Raw genomic sequence first — 15083 nt, 5'->3', positions numbered from 1 at the left:
CCGTGCCCGATGCCGGGCGCACCACTCCTGGGGAACCCGATGCTTCGACTGCGCACGATTGTGATCGCCACCACGATGGCCCTGGCCGCCTGCTCGCAGCAGCCGGAAGGCGCCGCCAACCCACCCGCGCCGGCCGCTTCCGCCGTCAGCACCAGCAGCGCCGCGCCGGCGGCCACCGACATGACCAGCAACCCGTTCTACAGCGCCAGCACGCTGCCGTTCCAGGCGCCGCCGTTCGACAAGATCCATGACGCCGACTACCAGCCCGCGATCGAAGAGGGCATGAAGCAGCACATGGCCGAGATCGAGAAGATCGCGAACAACCCCGAAGCGCCCACCTTCGAGAACACCTACGTGGCGATGGAGAAATCCGGCGCCATGCTGAGCCGGGTGATGACCGCCTTCAACGCCGTCACCGGTGCCAACACCGACGACGCGCTGCAGAAAGTGCAGGAAGACGAAGCGCCGAAGCTGGCCGCGCACGAGGACGCGATCTATCTTGACAGCAAGCTGTTCCAGCGCGTGCAGACGGTCTACGACCAGCGCGACACGCTCAAGCTCGACCCCGAATCGGCGCGCCTGGTCGAGGTGGTCTACCGGAACTTCGTGCACGCCGGCGCCAAGCTGTCCGACGCCGACAAGGCGAAGCTGAAGGAACTCAACAAGGAAGAGTCCACGCTGAGCACCGCGTTCACCAACAAGCTGCTGGCCGCAACGAAGGACGCCGCGCCGGTGATCGCCGACAAGGCGAAGCTGGCCGGCCTGTCCGATGCCGAACTGGCCGCCGCCAGCCAGGCCGGCAAGGACCGCAAGCAGGACGGCAAGTACGTGCTGTCGCTGCAGAACACCACCCAGCAGCCGGAGCTGCAGGACCTCACCGACCGCGCCACCCGCCAGGCGCTGTTCGAGGCCTCGTGGAACCGTGCCGAGCAGGGCGACGCGAACGACACCCGCAAGACCATCGAGCGGCTGGCGCAGATCCGCGCCGAACAGGCGAAGCTGCTCGGCTTCCCCAGCTATGCCGCGTGGAAGCTCGACGACCAGATGGCGAAGACGCCGGAAACCGCGCTGAAGTTCATGCAGGACCTGGTGCCCGCCGTCACCGGCCGCGCCAAGGTGGAGGCGGCCGACATCCAGGCGGTGATCGACCAGCAGCACGGCGGCTTCAAGCTGCAGCCGTGGGACTGGAACTTCTACGCCGAGCAGGTGCGCAAGGCGAAGTACGACCTCGACGAAAACCAGATCAAGCCGTACTTCGAACTGGACAACGTGCTGCAGAACGGCGTGTTCTACGCGGCCAACCAGCTGTACGGGCTGACCTTCAAGGAGCGCAAGGACATCCCGGTGTACCAGCCGGACGTGCGCGTGTTCGAGGTGTTCGACAAGGATGGCAGCTCGATGGCGCTGTTCTACTGCGACTACTTCAAGCGCGACAACAAGAACGGCGGCGCCTGGATGGACAACCTGGTCACCCAGTCGAAACTGCTGGGCACCAAGCCGGTGATCTACAACGTGGGCAACTTCAGCAAGCCGGCCGCGGGCCAGCCGGCGCTGCTGTCGTTCGATGACGTGATCACCATGTTCCACGAGTTCGGCCACGCCCTGCACGGCATTTTCGCCGACGAGCAGTACCCGACCCTGTCCGGCACCAACACCGCGCGCGACTTCGTCGAGTTCCCCTCGCAGTTCAACGAGCACTGGGCCACCGATCCGAAGGTGTTCGCCCACTACGCGAAGAACTACCAGACCGGCGAGCCGATGCCCAAGGCGCTGGTCGACAAGATGACGAAGGCCGGCAAGTTCAACTCCGGCTACAACATGACCGAGCTGGTCTCGGCCGCGCTGCTGGACATGAACTGGCACATGCTGGGCGCCGACGCGCCGCTGCAGGACGCCGACAAGTTCGAAGCCGCCGCGCTGAAGAAGGACGGCATCGACCTCGGCTACGTGCCGCCGCGCTACCGCTCCAGCTACTTCCAGCACATCTGGGGCAACGGCTACGCCGCCGGCTACTACGCCTACCTGTGGACCGAGATGCTGGCCGACGACGCCTTCGTGGGCTTCAAGGAACACGGCGGCCTGACCCGCGAGAACGGCGACCGCTTCCGCGCCATGGTGCTGTCGCGGGGCAACACCGAGGAACTGGCCAAGATGTACAGGGACTGGCGCGGCCAGGACCCGCAGATCGAGCCGATGCTGGAAAACCGCGGCTTGAAGGACGCGCCGAAGAAGTAAGCCGTTGCAGCATTCCGCGCTGGAAGATCAGGCCCGCCGCAAGCGGGCCTGATCGTTTTCGGAAACTGCGATGTGAAACCGCACCGGCAGCGGGTGCGGCCGGCCTTCGCGTGGAATAATCGAACCTCCCCGACCGGAGCCGCACGCGCTTGGACAACCACCACTACCTGCAGACCGCGCTGGTGTTCCTGCTGGCCACGGTGATCGCGGTGCCGCTGACCAAGCGCTTCCGGCTGGGGTCGGTGCTGGGCTACCTGCTGGCCGGCGTGGTGATCGGGCCGCAATTGCTCGGGCTGGTCGGCGATACCGCCGGGGTCAGCACGATTTCCGAATTCGGCATCGTGCTGATGCTGTTCGTGATCGGCCTGGAATTGTCGCCGCAACGGCTGTGGGTGATGCGCCGCTCGGTGTTCGGCACCGGCCTGTTGCAGGTGCTGGCCAGCAGCGTGGTGATCGCGGCGGTGGCGTATTTCCTGGAAGGCCTGCCCGGCAAGACGGCGGTGATCGCGGGCGGCAGCCTGGCGCTGTCGTCCACCGCGTTCGGCCTGCAGATCCTCGCCGAGCGCAAGGAAGTCGGCTCGGCCTACGGACGCCAGGCGTTCGCGATCCTGCTGTTCCAGGACCTGGCGGCGATCCCGCTGATCGCGATGGTGCCGTTGCTGGCCACGGCCTCCGCCCGCCATGGCGTGGACCTGACCGGCACCATGCGCACGATCGGCGTGATCGTGGCGGTGGTGGTCGGTGGCCGTTACCTGTTGCGCCCGGTGTTCCGCTTCGTGGCCAAGGCCGATGCGGTGGAGGTCTCCACCGCCACCGCGCTGCTGGTGGTGATGGGTACCGCCTGGCTGATGGAGCTGGCTGGCGTGTCCGCCACGCTGGGCGCCTTCCTGGCCGGCGTGCTGCTGGCTGATTCCGAATACCGGCACGACCTGGAATCGCATCTCGAACCGTTCAAGGGGCTGCTGCTGGGCCTGTTCTTCATCAGCGTCGGCATGTCGATGGATCTGTCGCTGCTGCTGCATCAGCCGCTGCACGTACTGGCGGTGGTGCTCACCCTGATGCTGCTGAAGGGCGCGTTGCTGTGGCCGCTGGGCCGCCTGGTCGGCGGGCTGGATCGCGCCGAGGCGTTGCGGCTGGCGGTGCTGCTGGCCTGCGGCGGCGAGTTTGCATTCGTGGTGCTGAAGCTGGCGCAGGAGCAGCAACTGCTCAACGGCCCGCAGCACAACCTGCTGGTGCTGGCGATCTCGCTGTCGATGGCGTTGACGCCACTGCTGGTTGCCGTGCTGTCGCGGTTGCTCGGCGGCAAGGCGAAGAAGCCCACGCGCGCCTACGACACCATCGACACGCACGTGCCGCGGGTGATCATCGCCGGCTATGGCCGCATGGGTCAGATCGTGGCCCGCGTGCTGCGCGCGCAGAGCATTCCGTTCGTGGCGCTCGACCACTCGGTGGAGCAGATGGACCTGATCCAGCGCTTTGGCAACGTCACCGACATTTTCTACGGCGATCCGGCCCGGCCGGAGCTGCTGCGTGCCGCGCAGGCGGACAAGGCCGAGGTGTTCGTGCTGGCCAGCGACGACCCCGAGTCGAGCCTGCGCGTGGCGCGGGTGGTGCGCCGGCAGTATCCGCACCTGAAGATCATCGCGCGGGCGCGCAACCGCCAGCACGTGTGGCGGCTGATGGACCTGGGCGTCGACGAGCCGGTGCGCGAGACGCTGTATTCGAGCCTGAAGATGACCAAGCAGGCCCTGGTCGCGCTGGGCCTCACGCCGGAGCAGGCGGTCGACCGGGTGGAACGTTTCCGGCGCCAGGATGCGGAGCTGATCAAGGCGCAATACTTGGTCTACGACGACGAGACCAAGCTGGTGCAGACCACGCGCGAGGCGCTGGCCGACCTGGAACGCCTGTTCGAGGCCGATGCCTCGCCCGAGGCCGAACGTGTGCGCGAGCGCGATGCCGGCATTCCGCTGACCGGGGAAGAGTGAAACGCTGATCGGGCGATGGCCGCGCCGATGGGCGCGACCGCGCCTCAGTGCCTGTGAAGAAAACCACGTCCTGTGGTTTTCTTCTATCGCGAGTCCGGTACACGCCCGGACTCGCTCACGCGGATCAGGCACCGACGTGCCCGATCCGCGGTCGGCCGTGCCTGGCCGACCTGAGAGGTTGAAAAACTCACAACCTCTCAGTCGGCCGGCTGGGCGGGCTGGCGCAGGGTCTGCCGCACGCTGGGGATCGCGCTGCTGCGCGCGGCCAGCTCGTGGGCGATGTCCACATAACCGAGTTGCCTGGCCACGTCCGCCGCGCTGCGTCCGAATGCGTCGGCCGCGTTGCGGTCGGCACCGCGCGACAGCAGTACCCGGGCGGGCGGCAGCAAGGCGTGCATCGCACAGGCGTGCAGCGCGGTGACGCCGCGCTGGTCGGCGTGGCCGACCTGGGCGCCGGCATCCAGCAGCAGCGGCACCAGCGCCCCGATGTGGGTGGCGTCGCAGCTGCTGCCCGGCCGCAGCTGGGCGCCGAGCAACAGCAGCAGCGGCGTCTTGCCTTCGTGGTCGGCGTGGTTGATGTCGGCGCCGCGCTTGAGCAGCACGTCGAACAGGCGCCGCGCGCGCAGGCTGTCGTTGTGCTCGAAGCCGAACTGCGCCGCCGCGTGCAGCGCGCTGCGCCCGGCGTTGTCGACCGCCTTGATGTCGGCGCCCGCATCGAGCAGCTGTTCGGCGATCTCCGGATAACCCATCGCCGCCGCCGCCATCAGTGCGGTGGCGTCGTTCGGCAGGCGCTGGTCGACGGCGACCTCGCGCTGCAGCAGCAGGGCCACCAGCGACTCGCGCCGCGCGGCGACCGCGGCGGCCAGCGGAGTCACGCCGCTGCGGGCGGCGCGGGTCGCATCGGCGTTGGCGTCCAGCAGGCAGGCGGCGATCTCGCGGTGACCGGCGCCACAGGCATGCAGCAGGGCGCTGGCGCCCTGTTCGTCGAGGGTGTCCACGGCAAAACCCAGTTCCAGCAGCCGCTGCACGCTGGCCAGCGCGCCGGCGCGCGCGGCGGCGGGAAGGTCACTGGCGCGCAGCGCGCGATTCGGCCGCGCCCAGTCGCGCCAGTCCAGCCAGCGTTCCACCGCGGGATGTTCCAGCGCCAGGCCCAGCGGGGTCTCGCCGTTGGCGTCGGTGGCTTCCGGGTCGGCGCCGTGGGCGATCAGCGCGCGCACCAGCGGCAGCGCCTGTGCGCCGTGCTCCAGCGCGGCGAACAGCGGCGTGCGGCCGTCGCGGTCGCGGGCGTTGGGATCGCAGCCCCGCTGCAGCAGTGCCTGCAGCAACTCCAGCTGATCGTTCACCGCGGCCAGCTGCAGCGGGCTGCGCGCCCGGGCGTCGGGGCCGAACGGATCGGCGCCCGCTTCGAGCATCTTCAGCGGCAGCGCGGCCGACTGGGCCGCACCGTGCGTGTTCAGCAGCGCCTGCGCCAGCAGGCCGGCGCCGGCCGGCGTGGCGCCGGCCTGCAGCAGGTCGTCGAGTGCCTCGGTGGCATCGGGCAACCGCTGCAGCAGCGCATCGAACACGCGCTGGCCCAGCGGCGGCAGGTGTGGCGTGTCGCCGGTGTCGGCGTCGTCGATCTGCGGTGCGTCCAGTCGCGCTTCGGCGGCCAGACCGTGTTCGAGCAGCCAGCGGCGGGCCGCGCCCAGGCCGGGCGAGGCCAGCTCCAGATACATGCGGGCCAGCTCGGCCTGCGGCCATTCGCGCACGCGGGCAACGAAGCCCGAGACGATCGCCCAGTGGCCGAAGCGCAAGGCATCGAGCAGGTGCCCGGGGGTGTCGGCGCCTTCGGCCAGCACGTCCTGGCTGAGGCTGGTCGGCAGCGGCGTATCCGGATCGAGCACGGCGACCAGGTCCCAGCGTCCCGCGGCGGCGGCGTGGTCGAGCGCGCTGCGGCCGTCGCCAGCCGGTGCTTTCGGGTCGGCGCCCAGGGCAAGCAGGGCGCTGATCGTGCCGGCGTCGGCGTGCGGCGACTGGCAGGCCAGGGTCAGCGCGTCGCGACCGTGGTTGTCGCGCAGGCCCGCGTCGGCCTTCGCCTCGGCCAGCAATTGCACGATGCCGCCGGCGCCGGCGCGGGCCGCTTCCATCAGCGCGCTGCTGCCGCGGTGGTCGACCAGGTTCACGTCGGCACCGGCGGCGCAAAGCGCGCGGGCGATCTGTTCGTGGCCTTCGGCGGCGGCGCCGAGCAGGGCGTGCCGGTGGCGCGCATCGCAGGCATTCACCGGGGCGCGGTGCTTGAGCAGCAGCTTCACCCCTTCGACGTCGTCGTCGGCGATGCCGCTGGCGGCGACCAGGGCCGGCTCGCCATCGGGCACGACCGGTTTGGCGCCGTGCTCCAGCAGGAACTTCGCCAGCGGCCAGTTCGCCGCGCGACAGGCGGTGGCCAGCGGGCTGATGCCGGCCTGGTTCAGTGCGTTGATCGGTGCGGCGGCATCCAGCAGCATCGCGGCCACGCCGGCGTCGGCGCTGAGCACCGCGCCGTGCAGCGCGGTGTTGCCCTCGGCATCGGTGACCAGCGGGCTGGCGCCGTTGGCCAGCAGGGTCAGCACCGCCTCGGCGCGGCCGTGCCAGCTGTCGCGGGTGGCGGCCAGCAGCGGGGTGATGCCGCCGCTGGCGCGATTGACGTCGGCGCCCCGGGCGATCAGTGCGCGCAGCAAACGGGTATCAGGCAGCAAGGCGGCCAGCATCAGCACCGGACGCTGGTCGCGATCGTCGGCCGCGGGCGCGGTGTCCGGATCGGCACCCACCTCGACCAGTGCCAGCGCGCGCTCGATGTCGCCGTCGCGGGTGGCGGCGAGCAGGGCAGCGGCCTGTTCCGGGGTGCCGGCAGTGCGCTCGATCTCGGTGAGGACCGGGCGAGGCGCCGGGGTCGGCGCCAGGTCGGCCCGCCGGCGCGCATGCCGGCTCTCGCACAGCAGCGCCCGCAGCGTGCGGTTGGCGATCACCAGACAGCCGGCCGGCAGCAGCACGATGCCGTACAGGGCCAGCGCCGCGATGCGCGGCTCGGAGGGCACCACGCCGTACAGGCCGGTCAGCGCGATCGCGCCGAAGGACAGCACCAGCAGCGAGAACGCGACCGGCAGGAAGTGGCTGAAGAAGCGCTCCTCGCGCGACAGGTGGCGACCGAACGCGACGCTGCGCAAGGTGGCGGTGAATATCCACGAGCCATCACGCTGGCTCGGATAGGCGTCGTCCCACAGGAACACCAGCCCGAACGCCGGCCACAGCCGCCACAGCGCGACCAGCGCCAGCACCAGGGCGGCCGCCAGCAGCAGGGCGCCGCTGAGGCTGGGCGCGTGGGTCAGCTGCATCATCGGCCAGGCCACCAGCACGAACACCGCCACGGTGTAGCCGGTGAACATCACCAGGTGGGCGGCGCCACGGCGCAGCACGGTGCGCATGAACTGCGGTTCCGGGTCGAAGCCGATCGCATGGCAGACCGCGGCCAGGGTCAGCGCGTTGGCGGCCAGCAGCGGAATCAGGGTCAGCGGATGGTTGACCAGGCCGGCCACGAAGACCGCCAGCAAACCGGGAACGAACCAGGCCAGGGCTTGCAGGAAGGGAGGGCGGCGACGCGATTTGGGCTGGGTCATGGAGGGAGTATAGAAATCGTTGGATGGGCAGACGGTAACCAAGTGTTAATGCCGATGGAAATCCGTCGAAGGAAGTCTGCCGAGGGAAATCCGCCGGCGCGAGCACGCCGACGGAATTCGCGCAGGTCGGCGCGTCACTCGTCCCGGTCATCCTGCGGGGAGTGGGTATACGGCAGGTGGTTCGCCGCGGCCAGCGTTTCATTGGGCGGCACCTGCAGGTGCCAGCCCTGCTCGCGCAGGTGGGCGAGGACCTGCGCGGTGTCTTCCACCGGCAGCTTGCGCTGTTCGTCCAGCTGCACTTCCATCACGAAACGCAGTTCGCCCAGCAGCAGCAACAGCGGCTCGGGCAGCCTGGCGAACGCGTCGCGTTCGGCCAGCCACAGGTAGCTGCCAGCCTTGCGCAGGCTGGCGTAGACGAAACATGGCATCGCAGGACCCATCGGAAAGTGCCGGGCCGGCCCCGGCATCGCATCGAGGGTAGCAGGTGCGCAAGCCGGGCGTGCCCGGTTGCGGCCCGCGGTTCAACCGCGCTTCAACAACAACTCGAGCATGCGCCGGAAGCGCGCGCCGTACGGCGGGTTGAGCAGGCCGGCGCCGTTGAGGCGGGCCTGCCGGAACACCGGCTTCAGGTGCGAGAACGTGCGGAAGCCCGCTTCGCCGTGATAGCCGCCCATGCCCGAGGCGCCGACGCCGCCGAACGGCAGCTTGTGCTGGGCGATGTGGTACAGCGTGTCGTTGACGCTGACACCGCCGGCGTGGGTGCGCGCCAGCACGCGGTCGACCAGCTCCTGGTCGTGCTCGAACAGGTACAGGGCCAGCGGATGCGGCCGCGCGCGGACGTGGGCGATCGCGTCGTCCAGGTGGTCGTACGGCACCAGCGGCAGCAGCGGGCCGAAGATCTCCTCGCGCATCACCGCCATGTCGTCGGTGACGCCGGTGAGCAATTGCGGCGGCAGCAGCCGGCTGGCGGCGTCCTCGCCGGCCTCGCCGAGCCGGTGCACCTGCGCGCCGGCGGCCAGCGCGTCATCGCGCAGGCCGGTGAGGCGCTGGTACTGGCGATCGGAAACGATGCTGGCGTACTGCCCGTTCCGGCCCAGCGCGGGATACATCTGCGCCAGCACCTTGCCGGCGGCCTCGATGAATGCCGGTATCCGTGCGCGCGGCAGCAGCACGTAGTCGGGCGCGATGCAGGTCTGCCCCGCATTGACCAGCTTGCCGAACACGATGCGCTCCACCGCGTGCTCGAAGCGCGCGCCGGGGCCGATGATCGCCGGCGACTTGCCGCCCAGTTCCAGCGTCACCGGAGTGAGGTTGGCGGACGCCGCGCGCATCACGTGGTGGCCCACCGCGGTGGATCCGGTGAACAGCAGGTGGTCGAACGGCAGCGCGGAAAACGCCTGCGCCACTGCTGCGTCGCCGTTCACCACCAGCACCTCGTCGGCGGCGAAGTAGCGGGACATCTGCTCGGCGAACAGCGCCGAGAAGCGCGGGGTGAACTCGCTCATCTTCAGCATCGCGCGATTGCCGGCCACCAGTGCGTCGACCAGCGGGCCGACGGCCAGGTACAGCGGATAGTTCCACGGCACGATGATGCCCACCACGCCCAGCGGTTGCGGCCGCAGCTCGGTGCGCGCGGGCAGGAACAGCCAGTCGGCCAGCCGCCGCCGCGGCTTCATCCAGCGCCGGCCGTGGCCCAGCGCGTGGCGGATTGCCGACAGGCTGGGGAAGATCTCCAGCAGGTCGGTTTCCTCGACCGGGCGCTGGCCGAAGTCGGCGTGGATCGCGGCGGCGAAAGCCTTGCGCTGCTCGCGCAGCATCGTCTCCAGCTTGCGCAGGCGCTGCGCGCGCAGCGCCCACCCCGGCATCGGTTCGCGCGCCTGCGCATCGCGCAGGCGTTGCAGGTCGGCGGTCAGCAGCTGGCTCTCGGTCATGGGCTTCTCAGAGTCTGTGAAGAAAGCCACTTCCTGTCGCTTTCTTCTATCGCAGGTCCGGTACGTGCCCGGACGTGCTCACGCGGATCAGTCACTTGCGTGACCGATCCGCGTCCGGCCATCCCTGGCCGGACTTCGAGGTTGAAAACATCACACTCTCAGAATTTCACGCGCAGTTCGACGCCGACGGCGCGTGGCGGGGTGATGCTGGCGAACGGCGTGCCGAACACGCTGGTGGAGATATTGTTCACCCCGGTCACGTAGCGCTTGTTGAACACGTTGTTGGCGTACAGCGCGACACCCCACTGGTCGTTGGCCGCATGCCAGTCCAGCCGCGCGTCGGTGCGTTGCTGGGCGACGCCGGTGTCGAAGTTCGGGCTGATCTGGCAGGTGCCCTGCAACTGCGAGTCGCGGTTGCAGCGCGACTTGCCGCGGTAGGCGTGCGACAGGTCGAACTCCAGCGCGCCGCCCGCCACGTCCTGCCAGGTGTACGACAGCGAGCTGGCGAACGAGAACAGCGGTTCACCGGTGGGCTGGCCGGACAGGTCGGCGCCCGACGGCGCCACCGCCTGGCGGTAGGTCGCGTCGATGTAGGCGCCGGTGAGGCTGAGCTTGAACGCATCCACCGGTTGCCATTGCGCCTCGAACTCCAGGCCGTGGGCTTCCTGGTCGGTGCTGCTGACCAGGTAGCGCGGCACGCCGGAGCCGGCGCTGTTGGGATCGAGCGTGAGCGACTGCTTGTTGTCGTAGCGGTAGTAGTAGACCGAGCCGTTCAGCAGCAGGTGCTGGTCGGGGAACAGGGTCTTCAGGCCGGCCTCGTAGTTGAGCACCTTCTCCGGGTCGAAGCGCGAGCCGATCTGCACGCTGTTGTAGCCGCCGGCCTTGTAGCCCTTGGTCACCGAGGCGTAACCCATCACGTCGGGGGTGAACTTGTAGTCCAGCACCACGCGGGGGCTGAAGTCGTTCCAGCTGTTCTTGTCCTTCACCAGCACGTTGACCGGGGCGCCGCCGGCGGCGTTGAAGATCAGGTTCTGCTGGAACACGCCGGGGTCGATGCCGACCAGGTTGAGCAGGGGCATCAGCGCGTCGATCGTCGCGTCCAGCTCGTCGGCCCGACGTGGCGGGTTGAACCACGAGAACTCCTTCTCGTCGCGGGTGAAGCGGGCGCCGGTGGTGAGGCTGAGCCGGTCGGTGAGGTGCCAGATCACGTCGCCGTACGCGGCGTAGGCCTTGAAGCGTCCGACGTTGTCGATCTGTTCGCGCCACGGATCTCCCAGCAGGTGGTACTGCCCGTAGCCGACCAGCGGCAGCAACGATTCGTAGAAGGCGAACGTGTCGGTGGCCGCCGCACCTCCCACGTTCATCGCCAGCGAATCGACGCTGTCGGTGAACACGTTGGTCTGGCTGGTCTGCCGCGCGTGCTCGTCGTAGTAGCTGACGCCGGCGACCCAGTCGGCAATGCCGGCGGTGCCGGCGAACTTGAACTCCTGGTACCAGCTGTTGTTGCTCTCGATGTTGGCGGTGTCGAGATAGGTGGCGCGATTGTTGGTCCCGTCGTAGTCGCCGCGGTTGTAGGTGTTGAAGTGACGCCAGGCGGTGGTCGAGGTGAGGCTGCCCCAGTTGAAGGAATGGTCGACGGTGAGCGTGGCGCCGTTGAAGTGGCGCTTCTCGCCCGCGTCCACCGTGTCGTTGTACAGCGGTGCGTGGCGCGGATCGAGGTAGCTCGACGGGTCGGCCGGGAACGGCGGGACCTGGTCGTTGAACGGGGCGGGGCGCGCCACGTAGTCCGATTTCGCGATCAGCCCGATCGCCGGCTGCGGCGGCTGCTTGAGTTGTTCGTGGTCCCACGCCAGCAGCACGCGGGTGTCGGGCGTGGCGTTCCAGCGCCACACCAGGCGGCTGCCCCAGTCGTGGTCCTTGCCGTAGCTTTCGCCGGTGGCGGCGTCCTTGATCCAGCCGTCGCTGCGATTGTCCAGCACGCTCATGCGCACGGCCATGTCGCGGTTCACCGGTACGTTGACCAGCGCGTCGGCGTACTTGCGACCGTCGTTGCCGAAGCGCACGCGCGCCTTGCCCTCGAAGCGATCGGTCGGCTCGTTGGTGACGATCGAGATCGCGCCGGCGGCGGCATTGCGGCCGAACAGCGTGCCCTGCGGCCCCTTCAGTACCTCGATCCGGGCGATGTCGTTGAACGCCAGCAGCGCGCCGCCGGAGCGGGCGGCATAGACGCCATCGACGTAGACGCCCACGGCCGACTCGGTGCCGATGCCGAAGTTGCTGGTCTCGATGCCGCGCATCTGGTAGCTCGGCTGGGTCGGCTGGTCGGCGCCGACCACCAGGCCGGGCACGAAGATGTCCATCCGGCTGAGGTCGGTAGCCGCCAGCGTGTCGATCTGCTGCGCGGTGACGATCTGCAGCGGGATCGGCACTTCCTGCATTTCCTGCGAGCGGCTTTGCGCGGTGACCGTGATCTTGCCGAGCTGGGTGACGTCCTTGACCGGGTCGCTCGCCGGCGCGTTGCTGGCGGCGGCATCCTGCGGCGGCGCATCGGCGCAGAAGGCCAGCGACGGGCTGCACAGCAACAGCAGGGTGCTGCCGCCGAACAGCAGTTTGCGCAGGCTGATCGACAGTGGGCGTTGACGCATGTTCATTCGGTGCTCTCCCCTTGCATCGGATCACGCGGCCGTGGACAGCCGCGCACGGTTTTCTTCTGGAATCAGTGGATCGCCACGCAGCTCCCCGGCTGCGCCGCGATCCATGCCTTGATCAGCGCCACGCCCTCGCGATGGACGGTGCTGCGGCCGAGCTCCGGCATCATCACGCCCGGTTCGGTCGACGACAGCCGGTACGGCAGGATCGACTCGTCCGGCTGGCCCGGCACGATGTCGAAGAAGTGGTCGCCGGTGCCCTGGCCGGCCGCGGTCGGCGGCTTGCAGATGCCCAGGTGACGGTCTTCCGGCGTGGCGTAGTCGAGCGTGAGGCCGGTGGTGTTGGCCGCGCCGTTGCCGTTGTGGCAGTGGCCGCAGTTGATGTCGAGGTAGGCGCGGGCGCGGGCGTCCAGCGGGGCGCGCGGGTCTTTCCAGTCCGCGTCGCGCGGAATGTCGGCCGCCGCGGGCAGGCCGCCGAGGTAGCCCAGCTTCACCAGGTGTTCGAGCTGGTTGGCGCTGCCTTCGGCGTAGTGATAGTCCTTGTTGAGGTGGCGCGCCTTCGGTCCGATCGGATGGATCTTGCGGCTGACCCAGTCCTGCGCATGGCAGCTGGCGCACTGGCTTTCGTCGGGCACCACGTAGTTGAAGTCCTCGCGGGCAGGCATGCCGGCGGCCGGCTGGTCGGCGACCAGGGTCATCGGCAGCACCGCGCCGGTGCGCGCCAGGGTGGCTTCGGTCTGCGCCTCGTTCCACACATAGGGAATCGCCGCCCAGCCGTCCTTGCGATGGACCAGGATGCGCGTTTCGACCAGGTGCACGTGCGCCAGGTCCAGGCCCTGCCCGGCGAAGTCGCGCGAGTAGTCGTCATTGCGCAGGACCTCGCCCACCTTGCCGTCGGCGGCGCGCGGGTAATAGAAGGTCTTGCTGATCACCGTGCCGACCGGGAAGTCCAGGGTGTCGGTCGGGTTGTATTTTGCCGACGTGCCCGCGGGCATCCAGATCGTGCGCAGCTTGTGCGCGTAGTCGGTGAACAGCGGCGTGTTGAGGTCGTACGGCACCACCCCGGCGTTGAGCTGCAGCTTGCCGTCGTGGACCTCGACCACGTGCCAGTCACCGAGCTTCTGCGGTCGGCCCTCGGCGTGGAACGCCACCGGCGCCATGCCCTGCTGGCATCCCGCCAGCAGCAGCCATCCCAGCAGTGGAAGTGCGCAACGCCAGTGTCGCCCTGCCGTCATGCCTTCGGCTCCGGGTTCAGCACCACCGGCGACAGCTTCGGCAGCGTGCACTGGTAGGGCCTGATGTCGTTGCTGGGGCTCTTGTAGTCGTGCGGGCCGTCGGCGTTCAGCACGCCACTGACGTCCTGGATGCAGATGCGGTCGGCGGCCGGCGGCACGCCGTCGACCAGGCTCTTCGCATCGACGTAGCCATCCCACAGCACGTCGGGGAAGTGGCCGGTGAGGCCGTACATGGCCGTCTTCAGCGTCTTCAGCTTGAGTCCGTCCGGCGAGTCGCCGCCGCCCTTGAGCCGGTTGCCGTAGATGAAGATGCCCTTCGGATACGGGTTGTAGTTCGGCGAGACGCCGCGGGTGTTGTAGTAGTTGGTCGAGAAGTAGCTGGCGATGATCAGGTTCGCGGTCTGGTTGTCGGAGATGTCGTTGTCGAAGATCTCCACCTTGTCGTTGGAGTTCACCACCACGCCGGAGCCGGCCGGCACGCTGGCCACCGCGGCGCCCTTGGCGGCGAAATTGCCCGTGTTGTTGGCGTAGATCCTGTTCTTGAACACCCGCGTGCTGTGCCCTTCCTGCGACAGGTTCGGCATGTTGAACACCAGGATGCCGCCGGTGTTGTTGGTGGCGGTGTTGCCGTAGACGTCGGCGTTCACCGAATTCTCGATCTCCACGCCGGCCACGTTGTACTCGGCGCGGTTGTTGCGCACGATGATGTCGTGCGACTGGCCCACGTAGATGCCCGCGTCGGAAGCGCCGATCACCACCGAGTTCTCGATCAGCACGTTCTGCGTCTTCACCGGATACAGGCCGTAGGCGCCGTTGGTGGTCTTCGGGCCGCCGGTCCACTCGATGCGCACGCCGCGAATGGTGATGTTCCTGCCCTGGTTGATCTTCAGCGCGTCGCCCTTGGTGTCTTCCAGCGCCAGGTTCTCGATGGTGAAGTCGCTGGCGTTGACCAGCAGGCCTTCCGGCCCGACCACCTGGCCCTTGAACGACAGCACGGTCTTGTCCATGCCGGCGCCCTTGATGGTGACGCCATCGGTGCGCAGGCTGAGACCACGCCGCAGCGAGTAGTGGCCGGCGGGAATCTCGATCACGCTGCCGGGCTTGGCGTCCAGCAACTGTTCCTGCAACCTGGCTTCGAAGCCGGCGTCGGTGCCGCTCTGTGACGCCGGCTCGGACTTGCTGCAGCCAGCCAGGGCCGCGGCGATCGCCACCGTGATGAAAAATGTGCGCATGTTGCTGGACTCCCCGTTAGGCATCGAATGCCGACAATGGCCCCACTCTCCCTCAATCCACGCCAAAGGGGGAGGGCAGAACGGCCAGGGTACGGGGGGCAAACCGGTCAGCGTGGTGGGGCGATGGGGGGGAGGAGTGGGTAGACGGGAAAGCTGGAGCGCGGTGCACCAGGCTCTTCTCTCAT

The 15083-nt window shown here is 68.7% G+C and carries 8 protein-coding genes; 2 read left to right on the top strand and 6 right to left on the bottom strand.

All coding sequences use genetic code 11. The annotated features are described in order from the left end of the window. Window positions 1–39 precede the first annotated feature (39 nt). Together dcp and UU7_RS07070 are read left to right on the top strand one after the other, a co-directional pair. Window positions 40–2235, top strand: a complete 2196-nt coding sequence (dcp, locus tag UU7_RS07075; RefSeq protein ID WP_007806764.1) for a peptidyl-dipeptidase Dcp — start codon at window positions 40–42, stop codon at window positions 2233–2235. 149 nt (window positions 2236–2384) lie between these two features. Next, window positions 2385–4220 carry a monovalent cation:proton antiporter-2 (CPA2) family protein gene (locus UU7_RS07070; RefSeq protein WP_007806761.1) on the top strand — a complete coding sequence of 612 codons (1836 nt, stop codon included), beginning with the start codon at window positions 2385–2387 and terminating at the stop codon, window positions 4218–4220. A 197-nt stretch (window positions 4221–4417) separates the two neighbouring features. On the opposite strand, the gene UU7_RS07065 is transcribed toward UU7_RS07070, so the two are convergent. From UU7_RS07065 to UU7_RS07040, 6 genes are all read right to left on the bottom strand, one after another. Beyond that, on the bottom strand, window positions 4418–7852 hold the full coding sequence (locus tag UU7_RS07065; protein ID WP_007806758.1) for an ankyrin repeat domain-containing protein: 3435 nt from the start codon (window positions 7850–7852) through the stop codon (window positions 4418–4420). 134 nt (window positions 7853–7986) lie between these two features. Beyond that, window positions 7987–8280: a YcgL domain-containing protein gene (locus UU7_RS07060; RefSeq protein WP_007806757.1), complete on the bottom strand. Its 294-nt coding sequence runs from the start codon at window positions 8278–8280 to the stop codon at window positions 7987–7989. Window positions 8281–8373: 93 nt separating this feature from the next. Continuing rightward, window positions 8374–9783: a coniferyl aldehyde dehydrogenase gene (locus UU7_RS07055; protein WP_007806755.1), complete on the bottom strand. Its 1410-nt coding sequence runs from the start codon at window positions 9781–9783 to the stop codon at window positions 8374–8376. Window positions 9784–9941: 158 nt separating this feature from the next. Continuing rightward, window positions 9942–12428: a TonB-dependent receptor gene (locus UU7_RS07050; RefSeq protein ID WP_238530902.1), complete on the bottom strand. Its 2487-nt coding sequence runs from the start codon at window positions 12426–12428 to the stop codon at window positions 9942–9944. Window positions 12429–12499: 71 nt separating this feature from the next. Further along, complete coding sequence (locus UU7_RS07045) at window positions 12500–13666, bottom strand: SO2930 family diheme c-type cytochrome (protein ID WP_007806751.1); 1167 nt, start codon at window positions 13664–13666, stop codon at window positions 12500–12502. Beyond that, the gene (locus UU7_RS07040; RefSeq protein ID WP_007806748.1) at window positions 13663–14898 is read right to left on the bottom strand and encodes a parallel beta-helix domain-containing protein; all 1236 of its coding nucleotides are present in this window, start codon (window positions 14896–14898) and stop codon (window positions 13663–13665) included. Before UU7_RS07040 ends, UU7_RS07045 begins: the two co-directional genes overlap by 4 nt. Window positions 14899–15083: the final 185 nt, after the last annotated feature.

Source organism: Rhodanobacter spathiphylli B39 (assembly GCF_000264295.1).
Lineage (GTDB): Bacteria > Pseudomonadota > Gammaproteobacteria > Xanthomonadales > Rhodanobacteraceae > Rhodanobacter > Rhodanobacter spathiphylli.
This window is presented reverse-complemented; position numbering and strand designations above follow the sequence as displayed.

Coding starts and splice junctions, on each gene's coding strand:
- dcp (WP_007806764.1), top strand. CDS start 40: ATGCTTCGACTGCGCACGATTGTGATCGCCACCACGATGGCCCTGGCC.
- UU7_RS07065 (WP_007806758.1), bottom strand. CDS start 7,852: ATGACCCAGCCCAAATCGCGTCGCCGCCCTCCCTTCCTGCAAGCCCTG.
- UU7_RS07060 (WP_007806757.1), bottom strand. CDS start 8,280: ATGCCATGTTTCGTCTACGCCAGCCTGCGCAAGGCTGGCAGCTACCTG.
- UU7_RS07055 (WP_007806755.1), bottom strand. CDS start 9,783: ATGACCGAGAGCCAGCTGCTGACCGCCGACCTGCAACGCCTGCGCGAT.
- UU7_RS07050 (WP_238530902.1), bottom strand. CDS start 12,428: ATGCGTCAACGCCCACTGTCGATCAGCCTGCGCAAACTGCTGTTCGGC.
- UU7_RS07045 (WP_007806751.1), bottom strand. CDS start 13,666: ATGACGGCAGGGCGACACTGGCGTTGCGCACTTCCACTGCTGGGATGG.
- UU7_RS07040 (WP_007806748.1), bottom strand. CDS start 14,898: ATGCGCACATTTTTCATCACGGTGGCGATCGCCGCGGCCCTGGCTGGC.